This window comes from Delftia sp. NA_296.1, assembly GCF_052692095.1.
Map to the genome: position 1 here is coordinate 270,082 of NZ_JBQZGF010000004.1, position 24,948 is coordinate 295,029.

Genomic DNA, 24,948 nt, shown 5'->3' on the forward strand with positions numbered 1-24,948 from the left:
CTATCTCGGGGCCTCCACGATCCCCGACACATCCAGCACATACATCTGCCGCTGGTGCTCGTGCACGGAGTCGATGCAGACCTGGCGCCCGTCACGGCTCCAGCGCGGGTGCAGGTCACAGCGGTTTTCCTTGCTGAGATCGGGCGAGGCGTAGAAGCTGCCCAGGTCGTGGCGCTCGCCCGTGTGCATGTCGTACAGGAACAGGAAGCGCTCGTGCGTGCGGTCGTCGGGGTAGGTATCGCTGAGCAGCCAGCGCGTGTCCACGGGCGAGAAGCTCATGTGGCCGTTCTCCACCAGCACGCCTGCGCCCACCACCTGCACGTCACCGCCCTCCACATCGTCATAGAGGTGATAGTGGATCTCCCCGGCATGCGGGCCCCACACAATGATGTGGCTGTCGTCCTGCCATAGCGGATGCGAGATCTGGTATTCGGACTTTTCGTAGTCGAACGTACCCACGGCCATCGGGTCGAAGTCGTCGGCCAGTTGGGGCAGCGGATGGTCCGAGCATTCGAGCAGGCGCATGTCGGAGCCGTCGGGCGCCATGGTGATGAGGCGGTGCAGAAAGCAGGTTTCGTCCTTGACGCGTTCGGTCCAGCGGTGCAGGAACAGGATGCGCGATGACGACGGGTTGACCTCGATATGGCTGACCCAGTGGATGGCCTTGTCCATCGATGCGCGGTGATGAAAGGCCTTGAGCCGCGCATAGCTGGCAAGCAGCCTTGCCTCGCCCGTCGCGACCTCCATGCGCCAGATGCCGTCGTCCTCGGGCGCCAGGGGCAAGGCGAAGGGACCACCCTCTTCGCTGTAGCCGATGGTTTCGTGCGTGATGTGAAGGCGCCGGTAGTCCACGCACAGCGCCCAGGCGCTGCTGGGCGCCACCACATAGACGGGCATGGGCAGGGTGCGCCGCTCGCCGCTGTCCACATCGATGACCACGGAGCCGAAACCCGGATAGTGCCCCCCGGAATCTGCCGTCCTGTCGTTGTGGATCAGTTGGCGGCCCGCCAGCCCGTCCAGCCACTGCAGCTGGCTGCCCATCTGCCAGTTCCAGGCGCCGGTCTCGCCCACGGCGTGGAAGCGGTCGCCGTTTTCGGTATCGAAGTAGCCGATGGACGCCCGCGCCTGGGGCGTGAGGTACTGGTCCATCCACGGCGTTTGCTGCGCCAGCACCAGGCGGTTGCTGCGGTCCCAGCTGGACTTGTTGTAGTAGCCGAAGAAGTGGTGCTGGCGGCCATCGCCCAGGCGGCGGCAGGGGACGAAGGATGCGGGGGTGTTCGAAGTCATGGAGCGTTTCATTGAGCGGAGATGTGGCCTTCAGCGATCACGCGGTCCCAACGCTGCTTTTCGCGGGCAACGAAGGATTGCGCCTCAGGCAGGCTGTTGGCGACGGCGCTCATGCCCTGCTCTTGCAGGCCCTTGCGGAACTCGGGCGTGGCCACGACCTTTCGGATGTCGTCATTGAGCTTTTTGACGATGGCCTCGGGCACCTTGGAGGAGACGGCCACCGTGGTCCAGGAGGTGGCCACAAAGTCCTTGAGCCCGGACTCGGCCGCCGTGGGCACGTCCGGCAGGGCCGCCAGGCGCTGGCTGCCCGTGACGGCCAACGCCTTGAGCTTGCCGCCGCGTATGTGCGACAGCACCGTGGGCGGGTTCTCGAACATGAGCTGGATCTGGCCGCCCAGCAGGTCGTTGAGCGCGGCCGAGCTGCCGCGATAAGGCACGTGCACGATGGGCGCGCCCGCCTGCAGCTTGTACAGCTCGCCCATCATGTGCACGGACGAGCCCACGCCGGCCGAGCCGAAGTTGACCGTGCCAGGCGCCTTTTTGGCCAGCGCCGTCAGCTCGGCCAGGTTGCTGGCGGCAAGGCTGGGCGTGGCCACCACCACATGCGGCATCTCGGCCAGCACGGTCACCACGCGCAGATCCCTTGCGGGGTCATAGGCCAGCTTGCTGTACACGCCATAGGCGGCATGCAGGCCGATGGAGCCCACCATCAGCGTGTAGCCGTCGGCCGGCTGATCGGACACGTATTTGCCTCCCAAGTGCCCTCCGGCGCCGGGCTTGTTTTCCACCACCACCGGCTGGCCCCAGAGCCTGCTCAGGCGGTCGGCCAGCATGCGTGCCTGCACGTCGGAGCTGCCGCCTGCAGTGAACGGCACGATGATGCGCATCTGCCGGCCGGGCTGGGGAAAGCCGTCCTGTGCCTGGGCGGCTGCCGGCACCATGCCCGCCACGGCGGCGGCGATTAATGCAGCGGCCGTGCGGCGTGCTGTTGTCTTGTTCATGGAATCCTTTCGACGGCGCTGCCGCGCCTGGGCAATCGATGCAATGGAGGCAGTGTAGAAAGCCTGTCATCTTTGGAAAAATGCATTTTTCCGTGGCCTCTATACAAAAAAGATATACATTGCCAGCCACCCCGAGCAGGACCGAATCGCCATGTCCAGACCCCTGAGCGCCCGAGAGATCGAAGCCTTCCGTGCCGTCATGCAGACCGGCACCACCACGGCCGCCGCGCGGCTGCTGCATACCACGCAGCCTTCGGTCAGCCGGCTGCTGGCCCAGATGCAGGCGGCCGCAGGGCTCAAGCTGTTCGACATGCACAAGGGCCGGCTGCGCCCCACGGCCGAGGCCGTGGAACTGTTCGCCACCGTGCAGCAGCATTTCCTGGGGCGCGAGCGCATAGAGCGCGACCTAGCCGCACTGCGCCAGTCCGGCGCCGGCACGCTGCGCATAGGCTGCACGCCGGCCCTGGGCCTGAGCGTGATCCCGGCCGTGGTGCGCAGCTTCGCGCAGCGCTACCCGGGCACCCACATCAGCCTGCAGACCCTGGGCTCCACGCCCTTGCGCGAGGGCCTGCTGCATGGCCACTTCGACCTGGTGGTCAGCACCATGGCGCTGAGCACGCCCGAGCTGGATGCCACCGTGCTGCACCGCAGCCGCGCCGTCTGCGTCATGCACCCGGACCATGCGCTGGCCACGCGCACGCGGCTGCATGTGCGCGACCTGCAGGGCCAGCTGCTGCTGACCCTCAACGCCGATGACGATATCTGCCTGCAACTGCGCCACACCATGCAGGAACACGGAATAGAAGCCGGCTCCACCATGGAGACCACCTACTCCTCCACCATCTGCAGCCTGGCCGCACAGGGACTGGGGCTGGGCGTGGTCAACCCCTACGTGGCCTCGGTGTTCGCGCGCGACCTGCGTGTGCTGCCACTGCTTCCAGCCTGCGCGGTGGAGGTGGTGCTGGCCCTGCCGCCCCAATACGCGCCCACCGAAAGGGCTGACTGCTTCGTGCAGTTGCTGCGCGAGCAATTGCACGCCTATCCGCAGGCCCGCACGCCCTAAAATTGCGGCCGATTGGAGACAAGCGGTTTGCAAACGAGTACCCACGAGCCCATGCTCACCCCCGCCGAGCGCGAGGCCATCAATTCCGGCCAGTGGTTCTGCAGCCTTTCGCCCTCGCTGCGCCATGACATCCTGCGCCAGACTACGGTCCGGCGGCTCAAGGACGGGGCACTGATCTATGCACGCGGCGATGTGCCGCACAGGTGGTATGCCTGTGCGCAGGGCGCCGTGCGCATGAGCTCGACCAGCCTGTCGGGTCGGCAGACCACGCTGGCCTATGTGGAGCCGGGTGCCTGGTTCGGTGCCATGTCCACCTTTCTTGACGAGCCGCGCACGCGCGATGCCTATGCCCACGGGGACACCACGCTGCTGTGCGTGGACAAGGAGAGCTTTCACGCCATCCTGGCCACGCATGTGGAGTTCTACGACGCCCTGCTGCGCCTGCAGGCCCACCGCATACGCCAGACCTACGGGCTGGTGGAAGACCTCAACACCCTGCCCCTGCGCGCACGCCTGGCCAAGCAGTTGCTGCACCTGTCGCGCAGCTACGGCACACAGGTGCTGGACGACCCGCGCGAGCTGCGCATAGGCCTGCAACTGGTGCAGGAGGAGCTGGCCCAGTTGCTGGGCGCCTCGCGCCAGCGCGTAAACCAGGAACTCAAGCGCATGGAGCGCGACAACTGCATTCGCGTGGAAGCCCAGGGTCTGGTGGTGAGGGACCTGGTGGCTCTGCAGACCATCGTGCGCGAGGCCAGCCTGGCCGGCGCCTGAGGCCGGCGCCAGCGCAGCGGCAGTTCAGCGCCGGTTCAGCGGCGCCAGTCGATTCTTGCCGGGCGGCCCGGCAGATGCAGCGCAGCCGTTGCAGCAGGCGCCTCGGCCAGCAACCGGCCCTTGCGGAACACCTTCAGGCGCGTGGCGCGCAGCCGTATCGCCTCGGCCGCATCGCGCGCCTGCAGCAGCACGAAGCTGGCATCGCAGCCGGCCTCGATGCCATAGCCGTCCAGGTGCATCACACGCGCCGCGCGCGTGGTCACGGCGTCGAAGCAGTCGCGCATGCCGTCCTGGCTGGTCATCTGCGCCACATGCAGACCCATGTGGGCGACCTCCAGCATGTCGCCCGAGCCCATGCCGTACCACGGGTCCATCACGCAGTCATGGCCGAAGGCCACGTTGACGCCTGCGGCCAGCAGCTCGGGCACGCGCGTCATGCCGCGGCGCTTGGGATAGCTGTCCTGGCGGCCCTGCAGCGTGATGTTGATCAGCGGATTGGCAATCACGGCCACGCCGCTTTCTGCGATCAGCGGCAGCAGCTTGCTCACGTAGTAGTTGTCCATGCTGTGCATGGAGGTGCAGTGCGAGCCCGTCACGCGGCCCTGCAGGCCCAGGCGCTGCGCCTCGAAGGCCAGGGTTTCGATGTGGCGCGACAGCGGGTCGTCGGACTCGTCGCAGTGCATGTCCACCAGCAGGCCGCGCTCGGCCGCCAGCTCGCACAGCAGCCTGACGCTGTCGGCACCCTCGGCCATGGTGCGCTCGAAGTGGGGAATGCCGCCCACCACGTCCACGCCCTTGTCCAGCGCCCGCCGCAGGTTGGCGACGCCGCCGGGCGAGCGCAGCACGCCGTCCTGCGGAAACGCCACCAGCTGCAGGTCGATATAGGGAGCCACCTGGCGCTTGACCTCCAGCAACGCATCGACGGCCAACAGGCGGGCATCGCTGGTATCCACATGGCTGCGGATGGCCTGCAGCCCCTTGGCCGCCGCCCAGTCGCAATACTCCAGCGCGCGCGAGATCAGCGCCTCGGCCGTGAGCAGCGGCTTGAGCTCGCCCCACAGCGCAATGCCCTCCAGCAGCGTGCCGCTGCGGTTGACGCGCGGCAGGCCGTGGCTCAGCGTGGCATCCATGTGGAAATGCGGATCGACGAAGGGCGGCGAGACCAGCTGGTGCTGTGCATCGACCACCTGGTGGGCAGGCGCTGAAAGGCCCGCCGCGACCTCGACGATGCGCCCGCCCTGCACGGCGATGGACATGTCCTGGCGGCCGTCGGGCAGCGTGGCGTGAATGACGAGTAGATCAAGCATCTGCGTATTCTGCGGGCATGGCCGCGCAACCGCAGACTTGCCTGACCACGCTGAATGGCCTGCCAGCGGTCAGACCGAAAGCGCAAGGGATCAGGGGGAACTACTGGTAGCTGATGGTGAAGGTCGCCGCCGCATTGGCACTGCCTATGGTCACGTTCTCTCCGGTCTTGACATAGCGCGCCGTCAGCGGGATATCCAACCGCGCCTGCCCGTAGGCAACAGCCCCTGCAAACCATTGATTCCTGTTGCCGGCGGCATTGGAGTCCGGGCCAAAGCCCAGTATCTGGTCATCCTTGCGGATCTGCACACCCACACCTTTTGCCACCGAGGTTTTGGACAGGGTCAGAGCATTGCCGATATTTCCAGGATTTGCCACATCCGTCAGCGTGACATAGGCGTTGGTCAACGAACCTGGGATGCCGCCCTTGCACAACAACGAGATGAGGAAGGAGCGGGGAGCACCGGTTGAGCCGATTGAGGTGAGTTTTTGAGTGACAGTCTGGGCCATGCGCACGGGCTCCGGCGCCTGTGGGGTACAGGTGGGCACCTTGGGCCGGAGGACGACGGGCGAGGAAAAGTTGTATTGAGCGAGAAGCTGGCCAAATGCATCATTCGCGCGTTCGTACATGAAATCGCTGTCCAGCACGCCACCTGCAGTGATATCGCCATCTGCGGTCTTGATCAACTCAACTGTGACATCGATAAGTGGATATGCAAAAGATCCGGGGTGATTGGAATGCTCCGAAGTACTTACAGGCGCAGCACCATATCTAGTCGAAACCCTCATGCCAATACCATCGACTGTCGTCGGGTATATATTATTGACTGGTGTAGATTTACCTACAATATAGCCCGTGACCGATGGAACACAATTCATCAATCTAGCGCCAAGCCCATTACTTATTACCGCTACAGCGGTTTTTGAGTAAATCACCGTGTTCTTGGCCACATTGGAATTGAATTCTGGAGGATTGAAATTACTGAACACATACTTGTAATAGCCTGACCCATCAGTTGTATTTTCAATTGCGCATGCAGACCATGCGGAGGTGGCCATCATTGCAAAAATAAATATCATGACAGCCTTGTTTATTCTGCAAAAAACACCTATGAATATATGCATTTTGAATACCCCCGGATAATGAAAAAATTCCAAGGCCGCATTTCCTTGGAAAATTTTCAATCGTAGACACCTTTCATCCGAGATGAAATCAGATCAATCTGATTCAAGGTCTGCCCGGTGCCATGAAGGTCGTGGCGAGGCAGGCGATGGACATGTCCTGGCGGCCATCGGGCAGCGTGGCGTGAATGACGAGTAGATCAAGCATTTGCGTATGCTGCGGGCAGGGCCCGGCGTTCTCTCTTTCGGTGGGGTTTCATCAGGGCCTGCGGATAGCTGGCCCTGCGCTGCCGGCATGCGCGCGCCCTCCCCCGACGATACCTATCGGGGGCACAGTCCTGCGGCCTGCGCAGACTCGTGCTGGAGCCTGCGCTCCAGGTTTTGCCAGTCGCTATGAAGGTCGCGCGCCACGCGCGGGCTCCTGCAAAGCGCAACGTGGCGCGCCTGGGACAGCGGTTGCAACGCGGCCAGTGCCTGCATGCGCAGGGCATCGTCGTTCAGCAGTTGCGCGGCGGCCAGCCGGGCCTGGGCGATTCCGATTTCGGCATATGCACGGGGTGCAGGCAGCTGTTGCGCCAGGGCCTGGCGCACTTCAGCGGCATCACCCATGCCTATGGCAATCCAGAGCCAGGCGATCCAGCTGTCCTGGGAGGCGTAGTGGCCGGCCTTCTTCGGCGGGGTGCGCTCCACGCTTTGGCGGGCCAGTGCCACGGCAGCGCCAGTCTGGCCGTGCTCGGCCATGAACCGGGCATGCAGGGTTTCGGCCTGCATCAATGAGAAGATTTTCCATTCACGGCGCTGAGCCGAATCCGCAGTCACGGCATGCGCAGCTTGCGGCGCTGCCTGAAGCGCAGCCTGGAGCGCGATCACATTGGCCTGCAACTGGGCTTGCGCCGCTTCGGGGTGGCCGCTGGCATCCAGCAACCGGGCGAGCTTGATGCGCGCGTGCAGCAGCAGGAAATCGTCCGGCGCATCGGCGTCGGCGCGGCGGATCTCCACGGCTTGCACCATCCGATCAAGCCTTTGCGCCACGGTCTGATCAGGCGGTCCCCAGAACGCAAGAACTTCCTGCACGCTGGCCAGCACCCGGCGTGCAGGGCCTTGCACGTCCTGCAGGTCGGCCACCAGTTGCTGGCGCAAATTCGTTGCCTGCTCGGCGGTATCCGCCGTGTCGGCCATGCCTTTCAATGCATGGGCACGCTGCAGATCACTCTGTGCCCGGGACTGCGTCATCGCCCAGGCCGATTGGTAAAGTGCTTTGGCGCGCGCCTCGGCCTGAGGATGGTCGTCCATGAGTTGCAGTTCCCGGGCGGCCTCCAGGTAGATCTCCACCCGTTGCTCTTGGGCAGACGGGGGCAGTTGATCGGCCTGGGCCAGGCGGGCCTCGATCTCGGCCAGGTGCTGCTCCGGTACGTAATCACGGCGGGCAGACAGCTCCACATCCCACAGCGCAGCAAGAACCTGCCGCCCCTGCGGCGCAGCTTGATGAATGCCCATGACCATGGCCACCGGCAGCAGCAGGCAGGCCAGGTAGATTGCCAGGCCCGCTGCGCCTTCGGCCCAACCGGGCGCACGCGATTGCAAGGCAGGCAGCAGCGCGCCTGCAACGGCCGCGCGCCGGACAAAGGGCCAGCGCGCAAAAGCGGGTTGCTGCAGCACGCCGAATGCGCGGTGTACGGCATCGGCCTCACTGACCGGGGCCTGGCATGCCTGCTGTTGAGGAAGCGTGTGCAGGGTGCGATGCACGGCCCGCTCCAGTTGCATCACACGCCATTGCCACGGCAGCCCCATCAGCAGCACGCCGGTGAGGATGGAGATCAGGGGGTCCCGGCTGAACCAGGCCAGCCCACCCAGCGCGGCCATGCCCGCCAGTGCAAACACCAGCCGCATTGCGGGCAGGCGAGCGAACAGCAGGCTCTCCACCACGCGGCCGCCATCCAACGGCGTGAGGGGCAACAGGTTGAAGGCGTTGACGACCAGGGTCAGCAGCAGCAATTGCATGGTCCAGGCGGGTGGCTGCGGGACCAGGCCCCAGCCTACGGCAGCCAGCGCTCCCACAGCCAGCAACAGCCCAGGCATGGGACCGGCCAGATAGACGCCCACTTTTTGCAGCGGCGTGGCGTCCGCCTTTTCTCCGGTGGCCATGCCACCCAGGCCAGGAATGAAGAAGACGGATTGCCGCTGGTAGCCCGCCCAGCGCATGGCCAGCCAATGCCCTCCTTCATGCACGGCGATCACCACCAGAAGCATCCACGCCATGTCCCATGAAAACAGCACGGCGCCTGCTGCCAGGAACAGCGCCGCCGTGATCCAGAAACTGCGGTGGCGGTTGTGCGCCATGCCCAGCCCGCGCTGCACGGCCTTCTGGTAGCGAAAGCGCAGCGCCTCGGACACTTGCCGGACCTGCGGCCCATGAAGGCATGCGCCGGCAGATGGGCTGGCGGGCACCGGCCTGTCTTCCTTGCGCACCTGGCGCAAGGCGCGCCAGGCCAGCCGCAGCGACTCGCGCCAGCTGAGCCGCCAGAACCCTGGCCCGGCAGGCAGCGCACGGCCCTGGGCCACCAGTGCAGGGACCTGGCTCCGGCCCCACTCATCCAGGCGCTGTACCGCCTGGTCAAGGCCCTGGACCACGGGAGCCCGGTCGCCGGACAGGCGCTCGGCGTAGGCGGCCCAGGCCGATGCGGTATCGGGCTGGGCATCGTCCAGGTAGGTCCAGCCGGGCAGCGCAGGCAGGCTTGTCTGAGGTAGGCCATTGAAGCCCATCCAATTGCGCCCGTCGGCAAAGAATGTGAGCCAGGTCACGGAGCCCACGGTGCGGCCATGCCTGGCGCTTCCCGCCTGTTCGGCCTGGACCATCGCCCAGGCCCGCCCGTCGGCATGGACGAACAAGTCCACCTCCAGAGGCAGGTCGGGATCCATGGCCTGCGGATGCGTGCCCTGCAGGCTGGCACACCAGGTGAAGCCCAAGGCTTGCAACTCCGGCCGCATGGCATCCAGCACCGCCCGTGATTCGGGCTCCAGCGCCTGGCGCTCCACCACGGCCATGGGCGCAGCACGCAGGCGCAGGCGCATGCAGTTCAAAGTGGCCAGCAGCAGCGAGAGCGCATACAGCAAGGGAATCGCGCCCAGCAGCGCCAGCCAGGGCGCGGCTTGTGAGAGCCAGTTCATCATCTTGAATAGTCTTGTCGATGGAGTGTGACGGTTCTGATGTGCCCTCCCAAAAGCTCCTCCAGGCAGATCAGCATCGGGATCGTAGCCTTGCCACCCGTGATGCGACAATCAAATCAAAGGACCATTCTTCAAATGAAAATCGCCACTTGGAACGTCAATTCCCTGTCCGTGCGCCTGCCGCAGGTGCTGGCCTGGCTGCAGGCCAACCCTGTCGATGCGCTGGCGCTGCAGGAACTCAAGCTCACCGACGACAAGTTTCCGCTGCAGGCGCTGCAGGAGGCCGGCTACCACGCGGTCAGCCATGGACAGAAGACCTACAACGGCGTGGCCTGGCTGACGCGCACGCCGGTGCGCGACGTGGTGCGGAATATTCCGGGCCTGGATGACGAGCAGGCCCGCATCATTGCCGCCACCCTCGATGCCGAAGGCGGCCCGGTGCGCCTGATCAATGGCTACTTCGTGAATGGGCAGGCGCCGGGCACCGACAAGTTCGCCTACAAGATGCGCTGGCTGCAGGCGCTGCAGGGCTGGGTGAAAAGCGAAATGGCGACCCACCCGCGCCTGGTGCTGGTGGGCGACTTCAACGTGGCCCCCGAAGACCGCGACTCCTACGATCCCATCGGCCTGAAGGACACGATCCACCACACGGTGGAAGAGCGCACGCATTTCCAGGCGCTGCTGCAACTGGGCCTGACCGATGCCTTCCGCATGTTCGACCAGCCCGAGAAAAGCTATTCGTGGTGGGACTACCGGATGCTGGGTTTCCAGAAGAACCGGGGCCTGCGCATCGACCATATCCTGGTCAGTGAGGCATTGCGCCCCAGCGTCAGCGCCTGCAGCGTGGACCGCGCGCCGCGCAAGAACCCGCAGCCCAGCGACCACGCGCCCGTGGTCGTGACCTTAGGCTGAATTCCAGCCAGCCGGCTACAGCATGTACCGGCGCAGCCAGTGGATGGCCTCGATATGGCCGCGCAGCATCAGGGACTGGCGGTGAAGAATCTCGCTGAGCGCCCTGGGCAGACGTACCTGCTCGGCAGCCTCATAGGCGCTCAGCCATTGCTGCTGGCAGGACTCGGCCTGGTCCAGCACGTAGTCAGCGCCCTCTTCCCTGCCCAGCAGCCCGTCCCAGAAGGCGTTGCGACGCAGTGCGGCACGGCTGTCGCGCACGGGCAGGACCACGCCGCCGCTGGAGCCGATGGCACGTTCCAGGTCTTCGACGAGGATCTGGCTGGCATTGAAGTGCCGCGCCAGCACCTGTCCGATCAGCCCCTGGGGCATGGGATTCATGCATTCACCCAGGCGTGCATGCGCCTGGCGGCCCAGGGCCAGCACGGCATTGAGCAGGGCCGTGCTCTGCAATTCCAGCGTGGTGGCCACTGGCTGTGTGGGCGTGCGCTGGCGCGCCTGCAGCCATGAGGCCTCGACGGCCTCGCGCACCTGGCTCCAGCGCAGCAGGCTGCTGCCCCGAACCTGCTCCCAGCGCTCTTCAAGCTCGAATTCGACATCGTCGAAATCCTGCTGCGCGTGCTCGGGTTCAAGTGACGCTTTCCAGCCCAGTGCGTAGGCGGGACGGTATTGGTCGTAACCACGCCCTGCAACGAAGTAAGGCTCCAGGAAGTAGCGGTCATGCCAGTACGCATCGACCGGCTCGCCAAGCGTGCGCGGTGTCGATGGGTACATCAGGCCCGGACGAGCGGGCTTGGCTTTTTGCCAGAGGTTGGAGAGGACTGTGGGCACGATAGGTCGGGACGTAGGCCGTTCCAGCGAAGAGGACCCCATTGTCCCAAGCCCGGGCGGCCCGGCCCGTCAGCACCCCGGGCGCCGGCCTGTAGGAGCCGGACCCTTGCCGAAGCAAGGGCCCGGCCGCCCGCAGGCTTGCCTTACTCGAAGGCGTCCTCGTCCATGCCCAGCTCCTGCAGCTTGCGGGTGATGGTGTTGCGGCCGATGCCCAGGCGCTGGGCGGCCTCGACCCGGCGGCCGTGGGTGACGGCCAGGGCCGAGCGGATCAGCTGCGCCTCGAAGCGGCGGGACAGCTGGTCCCAGACTTCACCATGCCCCTGGGCGTGGGTGTGCTCCAGCAGCTGGCGCGCCTGTTGCCCCAGCAGATGGACCCAGTCCAGGTCGGAAGCGGCCAGGGCCGCGTCATGCGGCGGGGCCAGCGCGGACACGGGCACGGCCAGCCGGCCAAGGCCCTCTTCCGCCAGCGGTGCCGGCGCATGCGGCAGCGCGGCCGGTGCAGGCACGCCGCCGTTGCCACCGCCCACGGGCGGGGCGGCTTCGCCCAGCACCTCGGGGGGCAGGTCCTTGACCGAGATGACCTGGGCAGGGGCCATGACGGTCAGCCAGTGGCAGATGTTCTCCAGCTGTCGCACGTTGCCGGGAAAGGCGAAGGTCTGCAGCCGCTGCATGGCATCGACCCCCATGCGCTTGGGCTCCACGCCCAGTTGCCGCGCGCTTTGCTGCAGGAAGTGGCGAGCCAGCATGGGCACGTCTTCATTGCGCTCGCGCAGCGCGGGCAGGCGCAGGCGGATGACGTTGAGGCGGTGGAACAGATCCTCGCGGAAGCCGCCGTTGCGCACGCGCTGCTCCAGGTCCTGGTGGGTGGCAGCGATGACGCGCACATGGGCCTTGACGGCCTGGTGGCCGCCCACGCGGTAGAAGTGCCCGTCCGACAGCACACGCAGCAGGCGCGTCTGCAGGTCGAAGGGCATGTCGCCGATTTCATCGAGAAAGAGCGTGCCGCCCTCGGCCTGCTCGAAGCGTCCGCGCCGTTGCGTCTGGGCGCCCGTGAAGGCGCCGCGCTCGTGGCCGAACAGTTCGGACTCCAGCAGGTCCTTGGGGATGGCGGCGGTGTTGATGGCCACGAAGGGGCCACCCGCCACGGGCGAGTGCTTGTGCAGCGCGCGCGCCACCAGCTCCTTGCCCGAGCCCGACTCGCCCGTGATCAGCACCGTGACCTGGCTCTGGCTGAGCCGGCCGATGGCGCGGAACACGTCCTGCATGGCAGGCGCCTGGCCCAGCATCTCGGCCTGCAGCGGGGCCTGGGCCTCGGCCACATCCTCGCGCAGGCTTTCCTCGACGGCGCGCCGGATGAGTTCCACGGCCTTGGGCAGGTCGAAGGGTTTGGGCAGGTATTCGAAGGCTCCGCGCTGGAAGGCCGAGACGGCACTGTCCAGGTCGGAGTACGCGGTCATGATGATGACGGGCAGGCCCGGCTGCTGGGCGCGGATCTGCTCGAGCAGCTCCAGCCCCGAGCCGCCGGGCATGCGGATGTCGCTCACCAGCACCTGGGGTGGCTGGCGCGCCGGGTCGCCGGCATCGACATCGGACAGTGCCGTGAGCACATCGCGCGCCTGGATGAAGCTGCGCGTTGCCCAGCCTTCCCGGCCCAGTGCCTTTTCCAGCACGAAGCGGATGGAAGGGTCATCATCCACGATCCAGATCGGTTTCATTGGTGGTGCATCCTTCCCTTGTTGCAGTGTTGACTTCCGTGGGCCTCAAGGCAGGGGAATGAGGATGCGGAAATCCGTGCGGCCCGGCTGGCTTTCACATTCGATCAGCCCCTGGTGGCGCTGCACGAAGGTCTGCGCCAGCGTCAGCCCCAGTCCCGAACCGCCATCCCTTCCCGATACCAGCGGATAGAAGATCCGCTCCTTGATGGCATCGGGAACGCCTGGCCCGTTGTCGATCACATGCAATTCCAATGCCAACCGATAGCGCTGGCGACCAAAAGTTACCTGCCGGGCCACGCGCGTTCGCAAAATGATCTCGGCATCACCGGCGGCGATGCGCTCCTGCAGCGCCTGCGCCGCGTTCTGGACGATGTTGAGCACGGCCTGGATCAGCTGGGCGCTGTCGCCCCGGAACTCCGGGATGGAGATGTCGTAGTCGCGCGTGATGGTCAGCCCGGCAGGGTGCTCGACCAGCACCAGCGAGCGCACGCGCTCGCAGACTTCGTGGATGTTGACGTCGCCCACCTCATGCGGATGGCGGTGCGGCGCCAGCAGCCGATCCACCAGCGCCTGCAGCCGGTCGGCCTCGTGGATGATGACTTCGGTGTACTCGCGCAGCTCGGGGGCGTCCAGATCCATCTGCAGCAGCTGGGCTGCACCACGGATGCCGCCCAGCGGGTTCTTGATCTCGTGGGCCAGGTTGCGGATCAGCTCCTTGTGTGCCTGGGCCTGCTCGCGCAGCCGCTCCTCGCGGTCCTGGCGGGCCTGCTGCTCCAGCGGCCAGAACTCGACCAGCACATGGCCGGGCCGCTCGGCCAGCGAGACCGTGACGTGCACGGGCAGCGCATCGCCGCCCACGCGGTGCAGGCTGGCCTCGAAGCGCAGGGCCGCGAAGTCGTTGTCCTGGGCGCCACGCAAGGCCTTGTCCAGCAAGGCAGGCTCGGTGAAACAGGCCGCCAGCTCGCTGCCTTCGAGCATGCGGCGCGACAGGCCCAGTGCGTTTTCAAGGGCGGCGTTGGCGAAAAGCACGGCACCCTGCTCGTCGAGCACGGTCATCAGCGTGCACAGCAGGTCAAGCGCCTGATAGGAGGCCGGGGGCGCCGGCCGGTCGTCCTGGATCATGGCCGGGCTCCGGTGGGCCGCGCGGGCCCGTCAGTTCTTGGGAAGTCGATCCAGCTCACGGCGGATGCCGGCGACATCGCCTTCCTGCCGCGAGATGCTGCTCTTGAGCTGCTCGACACGTTCCAGATAGCCCTGGGGATTGCGCAACTCCAATGCGGTGCGCTGGGGATTGCCATCGTTGTACTCCTGACGCAGCTGTGTCAGCTTCTCCTGGGCGCGGGCCAGCTCGCTTTCCAGAATGGTCCGCGCGTCGGAGTCGCGGGCCTTCTGGGCGCTGCTGTTGACCTTGGCCGGAGCGGGCGATCCTGCGGCCGGAGCGGCGGAGGTGCGCGGTGCCTGGCTGCCGCCCGAGGCCGCCGGCTTGCTGCCGCCATGGATCACCGTCACATGCCCGCCATCCACCGGCTTGCAGTCCTTGGCCTTGGCCTGGCTGACGTTGTTGGTGTACTCGTTGCCGCAGCGGTAGATCACGTCCTGGGACCAGGCTCCCACCGATAGCAGGGGCAGCAGCAGTGACACAAACAGTTTCTTCATTCCATTCCCTCGGGTAGCCAGATCGGAAGGGCCCGGCTTATCCGGGCAAGTATCGCTCCATCTTCCGGGCTGGACGTCATTTCTTGAGCGGGCCAACCCCTTTTGGTTCCGCGCCCAGCATACCCAGGTCCTGGCCGAAAGCAAAAAAGGCGGCTTGCGCCGCCTTTTTGCCGACTCGCCTTACAGCGAGAAGTACATGTCGTACTCGACCGGATGCACGGCCTGACGGTAACGGGTCACTTCGCCCATCTTCAGCTCGATGTAGGCATCGAGCATGCTGTCCGAGAACACGCCGCCCTTGGTCAGGAACGAGCGGTCCGCGTCCAGCGCTTCCAGGGCCTGGTCCAGGCTGTGGCAGACCGTGGGCACCAGCTTGTCCTCTTCCGGGGGCAGGTGGTACAGATCCTTGGTCGCGGCTTCGCCGGGATGGATCTTGTTTTCCACGCCGTCCAGACCTGCCATCAGCAGGGCAGAGAAGCCCAGGTAGGGGTTCATCAGCGGATCGGGGAAGCGTGCCTCGACGCGGCGGCCCTTGGGGTTGGCCACGTAGGGGATGCGGATCGATGCCGAGCGGTTCTTGGCCGAGTAGGCCAGCTTGACCGGAGCCTCGAAGCCGGGCACCAGGCGCTTGTAGCTGTTGGTGCCGGGGTTGGTGATGGCGTTCAGGGCACGGGCGTGCTTGATGATGCCGCCGATGTAGTACAGCGCGAAGTCGGACAGGCCGGCGTAGCCGTCACCTGCGAACAGGTTCTTGCCATCCTTCCAGACGGACTGGTGCACGTGCATGCCCGAGCCGTTGTCGCCCGGATAGGGCTTGGGCATGAAGGTGGCGGTCTTGCCGTAGGTGTTGGCCACGTTCCAGATCACGTACTTCATGACCTGTGTCCAGTCGGCGCGCTCCACCAGGGTGCTGAAGCGGGTGCCGATCTCGTTCTGGCCGGCGCCAGCCACTTCGTGGTGGAACACTTCGACGGGAATGCCCAGCTGTTCGAGCAGCAGCACCATTTCGGCGCGCAGATCCTGGGTGCTGTCCACGGGGGGCACGGGGAAGTAGCCGCCCTTGTTGCGCGGACGGTGGCCGCGGTTGCCGGATTCGAACTTGGCGCCCGAATTCCAGGGTGCTTCGTACTCTTCGATTTCGTAGAAGGTGCTGCCGGGTTCGGTGTTCCAGCGCACGCCGTCGAAGATGAAGAATTCGGGTTCGGGTCCGAAGTAGGCGGTGTCGCCCAGGCCCGATGCCTTCAGATAGGCTTCGGCGCGCTTGGCCACGGAGCGGGGATCGCGGTCGTAGGCCTTGCCATCACCGGGTTCGATCACATCGCACTGCAGGAACAGCGTGGTCTCTTCAAAGAAGGGGTCGATGTTCGCGGTAGCGGGATCGGGCATCAGCTGCATGTCAGATGCTTCAATGCCCTTCCAGCCTGCCACCGACGAGCCGTCGAAGGCGTGGCCCGAGGTGAACTTGTCTTCGTCGAAGTGCGACACCGGCACCGTGACGTGCTGCTCCTTGCCACGGGTGTCCGTAAAACGAAGGTCCACGAATTTGACCTCGTTCTCCTTCACCATGTTCAACACGTCTGCAACGGTCTTTGCCATCAGATCTCTCCTGCCAATCTGGCTGATCAAAAAAGATAAATACTCTTAAGCAGTTTGCGTGCCAGGCTGCATCCATTGAGTGCATGCCTGCAGACTGGCACCTGCTTGGCGCGCCAGCCCCGTGATTCTGCCGCCTTGGGAAGGGCTTGTGGATGACATTGAGGCCTCTGTCGGCATTCGATCCACCGCCCGGCATCTTCACCAAATCGGTGCAGATTCAGGGACCGGCCCGTAAATCAGATATTACGCACCAATTCAGGGCCAAGACTTGCACCAAATGAGTGCAAACCTTCCAGCAGCGTGGGCCAGGCCTTGGTGACGGCACCAGCTTCGCCCTTGACACCAAGTTCTATGTGCCGGCCGTGCTTGGAATCATCCACGCTGGGCAGGCTGAACACCTTGACGCCCGGGTGGTCGCGCTCTATGGCCACCATCAGCGGGGTCAACGTGGCCTCCATGCCGCCGTAGACGATGACCGAATGCTCCCGCTGCACCGTGCTGTGGAAATGCTTGGCGTAGCGCTGCTCCAGCACCCACTCGACCATGGGCCAGGCCATGACAGGGAAACCGGGCACGAAGTGCACGGTGCCCGCTGCGCCCGAGCAGGAAAAGCCCGGGATCTTGTTGTAGACGTTGGGGATGATGCGCGCGCCTTCGGGGAAGTTGCCCATCTGCAGCCGGTGCAGGTTGTCGGCGCGCTGGGGTTCGTAGGGCTTGCCTTCTTCGGTGGCCACATCGCGCATGCGCTCGCGGATCAGGGCCACGGCTTCCGGGTGCAGTGCCAGCGGCACGCCCAGGGCCTCGGCCGCGCATTGGCGCGTGTGGTCGTCGGGGGTGGCGCCTATGCCGCCAAAGCTGAAGACCACGGCCTGCGATGCGAAGGCGCGGCGCAGGGCGTCGGTGATGCGCGCCCGGTCATCGCCCACGTACTCGGCATGGGCCAGGGACAGGCCACGCGCGCCCAACAGCTCGATCAGCTTGGGAAGGTGCTTGTCGGCACGCTTGCCCGACAGGATTTCGTCTCCGATGATGAGTGCGCCTACTTGAAGGGTCATGAGGTCTTTTCTTGCGGGGTGGAGGGGGGAGAGGCCGCGCCGGCTCCGAGCGGCGCGTCGGGAGCGTAGGGCACGATGGGGGTGTCGGGCAGCGCCGGTTCCTCCTCGCGCATGCGCTGCAGCGCGGCCAGGCAGAAGTGGGCAAACCACAGCGAGGAGAAAGCGAAGATCAGCGCATAGATCCAGATGGCCACCGGAATCAGTATCCAGAAGGCCGCGATGAAGACCACGCCGGAGGCCCAGACAATGGCCGGCGCCGCGCCCAGATAGCCGCAGACCACGCCCATGAGCATCAGCGCCAGGCGGTGGCGCAGGAACAGGCTGCGGCGCTCGGGCTTGCTGGCGTGGGCAGAGAGCGCGTCAAAGGCCATGACGCGATAGGTCAGCCAGCCCCAGATCAGCGGCGGGATCACCACCACCAGGGGCGGGACGAACCACAGCGGCACCGACACCAGCAGCGCGATCAAGGCAATCAGCGAAGAGCCTGCGGACCACACCAGGCTGCCGACCAGGGTGGCGCCCTGCCTGCGCTCCAGCGCGGGAAAACGCCGCTGGGCCACCAGCTCGACCAGGGCCGGCGTCATGAACAGCGCCACCAGCAGCAGCGAGACCACGACCAGCACCGGCGTGACCGAGAGCACGACCAGCACCGGCGCCACCAGCTCGGGCAGCGATTGCACGCCCATCCAGGACCAGACGGTGTGCAGCCAGCCCACGCCCTGCAGGACCCCTTCCGTCCAGACGACGGCATCGGCCCAGAAGAAATAGCCCAGCAGCCAGGCCGTGATGGCCATGAACAGCAAGGGAAACAGCGACCATGCAATCACCCGCTTATGCAGGCAATACGCCGTCGCACGCCAGAAGGAATCGAGTAGCAAGCCCATGCCGGCAAGCATACCCCGAGCCCAGCCTCAAGCGCGACCCATCAACCTTAGGAACCCACGCCATTGCTGGGCCCAAAAGCCCTGGCCGTAGTCGCGCAGCTGGCCCTGGGCATTGGGCTGGACCTGGTCGCGCACGCCGGTGGGATCGAAGCGCAGCTCGAAGTTGGCGGTGCCGAACAGCATGTCCCACCAGGGCAGCAGCACGCCGAAGTTGTTGCCATGCGCCTTCTTGTTGCGCACGGGCGCCATGGGCTCGTGGCCAATGCCGATGGCGTGGTGGCGGCGGTGAAAGCGCGGGCTGATCCACAGCCGCTCGCCGATGGTGCCGAACCAGACGCGCAGGTTGGCGTGCTGGAAGCTCTCGCTGAGCTGGGTGAAGGCCACGATGGCCACGAACTGGCCTGGCGCCACGCCGATGAGCTGGGCCACGAGCACGATGATGGTGTCGCGGATCACATCGTCGAGCAGGTGGTTGCGGTTGTCGCTCCACACCGTCATCTGGCGCTGCGAGTGGTGCAGCGCATGCAGCTTCCACCACCAGCCGATGCTGTGCTGGCCGCGGTGTATCCAGTAGTCGAGGAAGTCGAAGGCCAGCAGGTAGATGATCAGGCTGACCCAGGCCAGATCGGTCACGCCGGGCCAGACACCGTCCAGGTGAAAGCTCGGCAGCCCCCAGACATGCAGGCGGCCCATGAGCTCGTCCCACAGCGGGTCCAGCGTGAAGAACAGGGCCAGCCGGAACAGGCCCAGCCGGTGGACCACGGTGTAGATGATGTCCACGTGGATGGCGCGCCGGTCGGTGACGGGCTCGACGGGCCGCCAGTACTGCAGCGGCGCGATCACCGCCACCATGATGAAGATCTGCAGCAGGCCCACCAGCAGCCAGCCCGTGGCGCCATAGGCGTCCTCCAGCAGGCTGGCCTGCCCCAGGCCGAACAGCAGGGGCTGAACAACGCCCTCGAACAGGCGCTGCTGCGCATTACCGAACCACTGAATCCACCAGTCCACACCACGCTCCCATCGCCCGCCGCGCTGCGCGCGCGGACACTATGCGAATTTTGCTACCCAATCCCGATAGTCGGGATGCTCCCGCAGTGTGCGGAAGCAGAACCCCTGCTTGAGCAGGCCCGTGACCAAAGGTTCCAGCACGGCAGGTGCCCAGGGGTCCTTGCGTGACCAGATGCCCAGATGGGCCAGCAGGATGTCTCCGCTGCGGATGTTCTTGAGCGCCTGGGCCAGCAGCTGCGCATTCGGGTAGCGGTCGCTGGGCAGCTCATCGCCCAGAAAACCCGCGCTGGCCCAGCCCACATGCATGTAGCCGCCCTGCCGCGCGGCATCCAGCAGCGCGGGCGAGGTCTTGCCGCCGGGCGCACGGAACAGCGGCAGGGGCTTTCGCCCCGTGATCTGCTGCAGCCGCTGTGCGGATCGGCGGATCTCGTCGCAATAGCCTGCCGCATCGACCGTGAAGTTCTCGTTGGCGCGAGGCCCTGCCGAGGGGCGCACGCGAAAACCCGTGACCGGCCCGTTCTTCGCGGCGCGCAGATCACCGCGCCAGTACATGTGGTCGTAGGTGTGCGAGGCGAATTCATGGCCTTCGGCAGCGCGTGCGCGCCACCAGGGCGCCCAGGTCTCGCCCAGGCTGCCCTCGCCTTGCTGGGTGGGCTCGTTGGCCGCGAAAAACGTCACTGGCACCGCATGGCGCTTGAGCACATCGGCCACCAGGTCGGCAATGCCCATGTGGCCCGTGTCGAAGGTCAGATACGCGGTCTTGGCACAGCCTGTGCCCTGCCCTGCCGCCAAGGCGGGGCGCAGCAGGCCGAAAGCCGCCGTACCGGCCAGCGATTGCGCAAAGAGACGGCGGTCCATCAGCGTTGCGCGTGGGCCAGCGTCCACACGCCGTGCGGCGACTTGCCGACCTTGACCTGCTGGACCACCTTCTTTTCCACGGTGTCGATCACCGACAGCTTGCGCGCCCAGCGCGAGCTGACCAGCAGGTAGCGGCCGTCGGCGGAGACGTCCATGCAGTCGGGGCCGCCCGGTGCCGGGTAGTTGGCCACGACCTGGTTGGTCTGCATGTCGATCTTGCTGATGGTGTTGGCCACGCGGTTGCTCACATACAGGTGGCGGCCGTCGCCGGCCGCGCGCATGGCGTGGGCGCCAGCGGCTGTCTTGATGCGGGCCACGCTGCGCGGCTCGGGGCCGGTGATGTCGAACACTTCCACGCCATCGCTGCCAGTCAGGCCGATGAACAGCTTGGTGCCGTCCGGGCTGCCATAGAGATCGGCCGGCATGGGGCCGGTGGGCACGCGGGCCTTGATGGTCTGGGTGGCGATGTCGATGGCCACCAGGGCATCGCTGTCCTGCATGGTGGAATAAATGGTCGTGCTCTTGGCATCGATCCAGAGATGGCTGGGCGTCTTGCCCGTGGGCACGCGCTTGACCAGCTGCGGGTTCTGGCCATCCCAGCGGTAGATGTCGATGTGGTTGAGGCGGTTGGCCGCCGTGACGAACCACTTCATGTCCGGGCTGAAGCGCAGGTGATAGGGATCGATGATGTCGCGGATCACGCGCTGCACCTCGCCCGTGCGCGGATCGACCAGGGTCAGGGTGTCGCCCAGCGCATTGGCCACGACCAGCGATTTCTCGTCCGGCGTGAGGTACAGGTGATGCGGCTCCTTGCCCGTGGGAATGCGTGCCGTCTCCTGCCAGGTGACCGGGTCCACGATGCTGATGTTGGCATCAAGCGAGTTGAGCACAAAGATGGGCGTGGGGCCCTGGGTCTGCGGTGGCGGCGTGACACGCGCGACCGGGGCCGCGGGAGCTGCCGTAGCCGAGGGAACGGAAGGCGCGGCAGGAACGGCGGCCGCCTGGGCCGATGCGGCTTGCGCCTGCACGGCAGCAGACGTGGCCGAGGCCGCGCGGGCCGATTTGGATCCGGGCAGGGATGCCACGGCCAGCCAGGCCAGCGCACCGCCGCCCACAACCAAAGCCACAGCCGCGCTCAAGCGCCCGACGGAAAGACGTTTCACAAAGCACCACCTTCTGAGAATCTGCGCAGTGTAGCTGCGCCAATCAGCCCCTCGGACGCTCTGGGGCATCGGCTTTTGCTGCTGTGCAAAAAACCGACATTTGCGCGACGTTGGCCCGAGATATCGCGGCAAGCGCGCCAATCCATGACTTGCATCAAGGCATGACAACGGCGCATGGAAATACCCGCCACAACGAAAAAGGGAGCCGACAGGCTCCCTTCTCGCTGGCATGCACCCAAAGGCGCAGTGGCGATCAGATCTTCCACTTCTCCATGAGCTTTTCGGGACGCAGGGTGTCGTAGTGCTCGAAGGGCTGGTGGATCCAGGGGTTGGTCGGCAGGTAGTCCACCGAGTAGTCGGGCGTGAAAGCCGACAGGCCCTTGGTCCAGATCACGGCGCTGCGCAGCTCGGTGATCGGCGGGTAGTTGGTCTTGAGCATGGCGATCACGGCGTTCAGCGTGTGACCCGAATCGGCCAGGTCATCGACCAGCAGCACGCGGCCGGCGATCTCACCCTTGGGCGTGGTGATGAAGCGCGCGATGTCCAGATGGCCCTGCACCGTGCCGGCTTCGGCGCGGTAGGAGCTGGTGGACATGATGGCCAGCGGCTTGTCGAAGATGCGGCTGAGCATGTCACCGGGACGCAGGCCGCCACGGGCCAGGCAGAGAATGGTGTCGAATTCCCAGCCGGACTGGTGCACTTTGATCGCGAGCTTTTCGATCAGTCCGTGGTATTCGTCGTAGCTCACATACAGGTGTTGACCGTCTTCCGTCAGCATGGAATGGCTCCTGGTTCAATCTTGGGGTTCAGCCGCCAGTGGTTCACTGGGCGGCGTAGGGGTTTTGCATCAGGATGGTGTGATCCCGGTCGGGGCTGGTCGAAACCATGGCGATGGGCACGCCCGTCACTTCCTCGATGCGCTCCAGATAGCGGCGGGCATTGGCCGGTAGCTTGTCGTAGTCGGTCACGCCCACGGTGGAATCGGTCCAGCCGGGGATGGACTCATAGATGGGCTTGCAGCGGGCGATCTCGTCGGCGCCCATGGGCAGCAGGTCGATCTTCTCGCCATCGAGCTCGTAGCCCACGCACAGCAGCAGTTCCTGCAGGCCGTCGAGCACGTCGAGCTTGGTGATGCACAGGCCCGACAGGCCGTTGACCTGGGCGCTGCGCTTGAGCAGCGCGGCGTCAAACCAGCCGCAGCGGCGCGAGCGGCCGGTGGTCACGCCCTTTTCGGCGCCCACGGTGCTCATGTGCCAGCCCGGCGTGCCTTCCTTTTCCCAATCCAGTTCGGTGGGGAAAGGACCGCCGCCCACGCGGGTGCAGTAGGCCTTGGTGATGCCCAGGATGTAGTGCAGCATGCCGGGGCCCACGCCCGAGCCTGCAGCCGCATTGCCGGCGACGCAGTTGGACGAGGTGACATAGGGATAGGTGCCGTGGTCCACATCCAGCAGCGTGCCCTGCGCGCCTTCGAACAGCAGGTTGGCGCCTTCGGCGTGCGCGGCGTTCAGCTCGCGGGAGACGTCGGCCATCATGGGCTTGAGCAGCTCTGCATGGCGCATGGCCTCTTCGTACACCGCGTCGAATTGCACTTCGCCATCCTTGATGTACGGCTTGAGCGCGTCACCGAAGGTGAAGTTCTTCGAACCCAGCACGTTGACCAGGATGTGGTTGTGCAGGGCCAGCAGTTCGCGCAGCTTGGTGGCGAAGCGCTCGGGGTACTTGAGGTCCTGCACGCGCAGTGCGCGACGGGCAATCTTGTCTTCGTAGGCGGGGCCGATGCCACGGCCGGTGGTGCCGATCTTCTCGGTGCCGCCCTGCTCGCGCGCAGCTTCGCGCGCCACGTCCAGCGCCGAGTGGAAAGGCAGGATCAGCGGGCAGGCTTCGGACACGCGCAGACGGTCACGCACCTGCACGCCGGCCTTCTCCAGGCCTTCGATTTCCTCGAACAGCTTGGCGGCAGAGAGCACCACGCCGTTGCCGATATAGCACTTCACGCCGGGGCGCATGATGCCGCTGGGGATCAGGTGCAGTGCGGTCTTCACGCCGTTGATGACCAGCGTGTGGCCAGCGTTGTGGCCACCCTGGAAGCGGACCACGCCCTGGGCGCTTTCGGTCAGCCAGTCCACCAGCTTGCCCTTGCCTTCGTCACCCCACTGGGTGCCGACCACGACCACGTTGCGACCTTTGGTAGCTTTCATATTCAAATCCGATGAAATCCGAAGAAATTGACAAATGCGTCAGATGGCTTGCACGGCCCACTGCCCGGCAACCTGCACGAGCTCGCGGTCGCAGTGGAATTCGTCCACTTCGCTTTCATGCCCTGGCAGCACGCAGACCACGGTCTCGCCCTGCCGGCGCAATGCAGCAATGGCAGCCGCAACCTGGGGATCGTCGCCCCAGGGCGCGCGGATGGCAGCCTTGAGCGGGCGCTCGGGCACGACGGCGACGAGCTGCTTGATGTCCAGGCTGAAGCCGGCGGCGGGCCGGTTGCGGCCAAAGACCGCCCCCACCTCGTCATAGCGGCCGCCGCGCACCAGCGCATCGCTGGCACCCGGCACATAGATGGCGAAGCGCGTGCCGCTGTAGTAGGCATAGCCGCGCAGATCGGCCAGATCGAAGCTCACGCTCACGCCTTCGAGGCGCTGCGCCAGCCAGCGCAGCTGGTCCAGCAGAGGCTGCACGCCTGCGGTGCGGGCCAGCAGCTTCTCGGCGCGGTCCAGCACCTCGATGCCGCCGTACAGCTGCAGCAGGGCCATCAGTCCCTCGCGCGAGGCGGCAGGGAAGTCGCGCGTGAGGCGCTCGAGTTCGCTCGCATCCTTGGCGGCCAGCGCAGCGTGCACGCCGCGCAGCACCTGCATGTCCACCATCACGCCAGCCAGCAGGCTGCGCACGATGCGCACATCGGCCAGATCGACATTGATGTTGGTGACGCCTGCGCTGCGCAGGCAGTCCAGCGCCAGGTGCAGTGCCTCCAGGTCGGCTTCCATGCCCTGGTGGCCGTAGATCTCGGCACCGAACTGCAGCGGCTCGCGCGTGGCGCGGGGGCGGTCAGGGCGGGCATGGACGACGGGGCCGCAGTAGCACAGGCGCGTGAGGCCCTTGCGGTTGAGAAGATGGGCGTCGATGCGGGCCACCTGCTGCGTGGTGTCTGCACGCAGACCCATGGTGCGGCCTGTCAGCTGGTCGATGAGCTTGCAGGTCTGCAGGTCCAGCGCCTCCCCTGTGCCGGTGAGCAGGGATTCGAGGTACTCCAGCATGGGCGGCATGACCAGTTCATAGCCATAGCCACGCGCTGTATCGAGCAGGCCTCGACGCAATTCTTCGATGTGCCGGGCCTCGGAAGGCAAGACATCGGCGATGTGATCCGGCAGGACCCAAGCAGACATGGAAAAGGGGGAGGCTGTTAAAAACGTGATTCTACCGGCTGTTGCGGGCCAGCCCAAATTGGGGGTGACCCAAGGCCCACGGCGGGTGTTCGGTATTCCGAATCGATTCGGTGCACGGGCGACAGCGGCGGCGCAAGAAAAAACGGCGCCCCAACAGGGGCGCCGTGCAG

At 65.7% G+C, this 24,948-nt stretch carries 21 protein-coding genes; 3 read left to right on the top strand and 18 right to left on the bottom strand.

Features of this window, described 5'->3' with window-relative positions:
• Positions 1-1,299: a hypothetical protein gene (locus tag ACUTR7_RS12185; RefSeq protein WP_445608929.1), complete on the bottom strand. Its 1,299-nt coding sequence runs from the start codon at positions 1,297-1,299 to the stop codon at positions 1-3.
• Entirely contained in the window at positions 1,296-2,288 is a 993-nt protein-coding gene (locus tag ACUTR7_RS12190) for a Bug family tripartite tricarboxylate transporter substrate binding protein (protein ID WP_445608930.1), read from the bottom strand. The genes ACUTR7_RS12185 and ACUTR7_RS12190 overlap by 4 nt, the downstream gene beginning before the upstream one ends.
• Positions 2,289-2,439: 151 nt before the next feature.
• Between ACUTR7_RS12190 and ACUTR7_RS12195 the strand changes: the two genes are divergently transcribed.
• Together ACUTR7_RS12195 and ACUTR7_RS12200 are read left to right on the top strand one after the other, a co-directional pair.
• Positions 2,440-3,351, top strand: coding sequence for a LysR family transcriptional regulator (locus ACUTR7_RS12195; protein WP_063325324.1), 912 nt, complete (start codon positions 2,440-2,442; stop codon positions 3,349-3,351).
• Positions 3,352-3,402: 51 nt separating this feature from the next.
• Positions 3,403-4,122 (top strand): Crp/Fnr family transcriptional regulator, encoded by a 720-nt coding sequence (locus ACUTR7_RS12200; protein WP_013801399.1) that lies wholly within the window; start codon positions 3,403-3,405, stop codon positions 4,120-4,122.
• Positions 4,123-4,157: 35 nt separating this feature from the next.
• Here the strand turns inward: ACUTR7_RS12200 and ACUTR7_RS12205 are convergent, their stop codons facing one another.
• From ACUTR7_RS12205 to ACUTR7_RS12215, 3 genes are all read right to left on the bottom strand, one after another.
• Positions 4,158-5,429 (bottom strand): amidohydrolase family protein, encoded by a 1,272-nt coding sequence (locus ACUTR7_RS12205; RefSeq protein WP_012206794.1) that lies wholly within the window; start codon positions 5,427-5,429, stop codon positions 4,158-4,160.
• Between the two features lie 100 nt (positions 5,430-5,529).
• On the bottom strand, positions 5,530-6,612 hold the full coding sequence (locus ACUTR7_RS12210) for a fimbrial protein (RefSeq protein ID WP_445608931.1): 1,083 nt from the start codon (positions 6,610-6,612) through the stop codon (positions 5,530-5,532).
• A 258-nt stretch (positions 6,613-6,870) separates the two neighbouring features.
• Positions 6,871-9,720, bottom strand: coding sequence for a site-2 protease family protein (locus ACUTR7_RS12215; RefSeq protein ID WP_445608932.1), 2,850 nt, complete (start codon positions 9,718-9,720; stop codon positions 6,871-6,873).
• Between the two features lie 132 nt (positions 9,721-9,852).
• Here ACUTR7_RS12215 and xth point away from each other — a divergent pair, with 132 nt between their 5' ends.
• Positions 9,853-10,629 (top strand): exodeoxyribonuclease III, encoded by a 777-nt coding sequence (gene xth / locus ACUTR7_RS12220; RefSeq protein ID WP_445608933.1) that lies wholly within the window; start codon positions 9,853-9,855, stop codon positions 10,627-10,629.
• A gap of 15 nt (positions 10,630-10,644) precedes the next feature.
• Here xth and ACUTR7_RS12225 read toward each other — a convergent pair whose 3' ends face one another.
• From ACUTR7_RS12225 to ACUTR7_RS12285, 13 genes are all read right to left on the bottom strand, one after another.
• Complete coding sequence (locus ACUTR7_RS12225; protein WP_224986152.1) at positions 10,645-11,457, bottom strand: hypothetical protein; 813 nt, start codon at positions 11,455-11,457, stop codon at positions 10,645-10,647.
• A gap of 143 nt (positions 11,458-11,600) precedes the next feature.
• The gene (ntrC, locus tag ACUTR7_RS12230; protein WP_445608934.1) at positions 11,601-13,172 is read right to left on the bottom strand and encodes a nitrogen regulation protein NR(I); all 1,572 of its coding nucleotides are present in this window, start codon (positions 13,170-13,172) and stop codon (positions 11,601-11,603) included.
• Positions 13,173-13,217: 45 nt separating this feature from the next.
• Positions 13,218-14,294: a nitrogen regulation protein NR(II) gene (gene glnL, locus ACUTR7_RS12235; RefSeq protein ID WP_012206799.1), complete on the bottom strand. Its 1,077-nt coding sequence runs from the start codon at positions 14,292-14,294 to the stop codon at positions 13,218-13,220.
• A gap of 30 nt (positions 14,295-14,324) precedes the next feature.
• Complete coding sequence (locus tag ACUTR7_RS12240; RefSeq protein ID WP_013801180.1) at positions 14,325-14,828, bottom strand: hypothetical protein; 504 nt, start codon at positions 14,826-14,828, stop codon at positions 14,325-14,327.
• Positions 14,829-15,008: 180 nt separating this feature from the next.
• Positions 15,009-16,424, bottom strand: a complete 1,416-nt coding sequence (gene glnA / locus ACUTR7_RS12245) for a type I glutamate--ammonia ligase (RefSeq protein WP_012206801.1) — start codon at positions 16,422-16,424, stop codon at positions 15,009-15,011.
• 236 nt (positions 16,425-16,660) lie between these two features.
• The gene (locus tag ACUTR7_RS12250) at positions 16,661-17,479 is read right to left on the bottom strand and encodes a competence/damage-inducible protein A (RefSeq protein ID WP_012206802.1); all 819 of its coding nucleotides are present in this window, start codon (positions 17,477-17,479) and stop codon (positions 16,661-16,663) included.
• Complete coding sequence (locus ACUTR7_RS12255; RefSeq protein ID WP_043782572.1) at positions 17,476-18,375, bottom strand: EI24 domain-containing protein; 900 nt, start codon at positions 18,373-18,375, stop codon at positions 17,476-17,478. Before ACUTR7_RS12255 ends, ACUTR7_RS12250 begins: the two co-directional genes overlap by 4 nt.
• A gap of 15 nt (positions 18,376-18,390) precedes the next feature.
• Positions 18,391-19,371 carry a sterol desaturase family protein gene (locus tag ACUTR7_RS12260; protein WP_012206804.1) on the bottom strand — a complete coding sequence of 327 codons (981 nt, stop codon included), beginning with the start codon at positions 19,369-19,371 and terminating at the stop codon, positions 18,391-18,393.
• Between the two features lie 39 nt (positions 19,372-19,410).
• The gene (locus ACUTR7_RS12265) at positions 19,411-20,229 is read right to left on the bottom strand and encodes a polysaccharide deacetylase family protein (RefSeq protein ID WP_445608935.1); all 819 of its coding nucleotides are present in this window, start codon (positions 20,227-20,229) and stop codon (positions 19,411-19,413) included.
• On the bottom strand, positions 20,229-21,461 hold the full coding sequence (locus ACUTR7_RS12270; protein WP_012206806.1) for a YncE family protein: 1,233 nt from the start codon (positions 21,459-21,461) through the stop codon (positions 20,229-20,231). Before ACUTR7_RS12270 ends, ACUTR7_RS12265 begins: the two co-directional genes overlap by 1 nt.
• A gap of 184 nt (positions 21,462-21,645) precedes the next feature.
• Positions 21,646-22,170, bottom strand: a complete 525-nt coding sequence (locus ACUTR7_RS12275; protein ID WP_012206807.1) for a phosphoribosyltransferase — start codon at positions 22,168-22,170, stop codon at positions 21,646-21,648.
• A 43-nt stretch (positions 22,171-22,213) separates the two neighbouring features.
• Positions 22,214-23,590 carry an adenylosuccinate synthase gene (locus ACUTR7_RS12280; protein WP_012206808.1) on the bottom strand — a complete coding sequence of 459 codons (1,377 nt, stop codon included), beginning with the start codon at positions 23,588-23,590 and terminating at the stop codon, positions 22,214-22,216.
• Between the two features lie 39 nt (positions 23,591-23,629).
• The gene (locus ACUTR7_RS12285; protein WP_012206809.1) at positions 23,630-24,778 is read right to left on the bottom strand and encodes an ATP phosphoribosyltransferase regulatory subunit; all 1,149 of its coding nucleotides are present in this window, start codon (positions 24,776-24,778) and stop codon (positions 23,630-23,632) included.
• Positions 24,779-24,948: the final 170 nt, after the last annotated feature.

Bases quoted from the DNA above. Each gene is read 5' to 3' on its own strand.
- ACUTR7_RS12215 (WP_445608932.1), bottom strand. From the start codon at position 9,720: ATGATGAACTGGCTCTCACAAGCCGCGCCCTGGCTGGCGCTGCTGGGC.
- ACUTR7_RS12240 (WP_013801180.1), bottom strand. From the start codon at position 14,828: ATGAAGAAACTGTTTGTGTCACTGCTGCTGCCCCTGCTATCGGTGGGA.
- ACUTR7_RS12255 (WP_043782572.1), bottom strand. From the start codon at position 18,375: ATGCTTGCCGGCATGGGCTTGCTACTCGATTCCTTCTGGCGTGCGACG.
- ACUTR7_RS12200 (WP_013801399.1), top strand. From the start codon at position 3,403: ATGCTCACCCCCGCCGAGCGCGAGGCCATCAATTCCGGCCAGTGGTTC.
- ACUTR7_RS12190 (WP_445608930.1), bottom strand. From the start codon at position 2,288: ATGAACAAGACAACAGCACGCCGCACGGCCGCTGCATTAATCGCCGCC.
- ACUTR7_RS12280 (WP_012206808.1), bottom strand. From the start codon at position 23,590: ATGAAAGCTACCAAAGGTCGCAACGTGGTCGTGGTCGGCACCCAGTGG.
- ACUTR7_RS12285 (WP_012206809.1), bottom strand. From the start codon at position 24,778: ATGTCTGCTTGGGTCCTGCCGGATCACATCGCCGATGTCTTGCCTTCC.
- ACUTR7_RS12275 (WP_012206807.1), bottom strand. From the start codon at position 22,170: ATGCTGACGGAAGACGGTCAACACCTGTATGTGAGCTACGACGAATAC.
- ntrC (WP_445608934.1), bottom strand. From the start codon at position 13,172: ATGAAACCGATCTGGATCGTGGATGATGACCCTTCCATCCGCTTCGTG.
- glnL (WP_012206799.1), bottom strand. From the start codon at position 14,294: ATGATCCAGGACGACCGGCCGGCGCCCCCGGCCTCCTATCAGGCGCTT.
- ACUTR7_RS12195 (WP_063325324.1), top strand. From the start codon at position 2,440: ATGTCCAGACCCCTGAGCGCCCGAGAGATCGAAGCCTTCCGTGCCGTC.
- xth (WP_445608933.1), top strand. From the start codon at position 9,853: ATGAAAATCGCCACTTGGAACGTCAATTCCCTGTCCGTGCGCCTGCCG.
- ACUTR7_RS12250 (WP_012206802.1), bottom strand. From the start codon at position 17,479: ATGACCCTTCAAGTAGGCGCACTCATCATCGGAGACGAAATCCTGTCG.
- ACUTR7_RS12205 (WP_012206794.1), bottom strand. From the start codon at position 5,429: ATGCTTGATCTACTCGTCATTCACGCCACGCTGCCCGACGGCCGCCAG.
- ACUTR7_RS12270 (WP_012206806.1), bottom strand. From the start codon at position 21,461: ATGCCCCAGAGCGTCCGAGGGGCTGATTGGCGCAGCTACACTGCGCAG.
- ACUTR7_RS12185 (WP_445608929.1), bottom strand. From the start codon at position 1,299: ATGAAACGCTCCATGACTTCGAACACCCCCGCATCCTTCGTCCCCTGC.
- glnA (WP_012206801.1), bottom strand. From the start codon at position 16,424: ATGGCAAAGACCGTTGCAGACGTGTTGAACATGGTGAAGGAGAACGAG.
- ACUTR7_RS12265 (WP_445608935.1), bottom strand. From the start codon at position 20,229: ATGGACCGCCGTCTCTTTGCGCAATCGCTGGCCGGTACGGCGGCTTTC.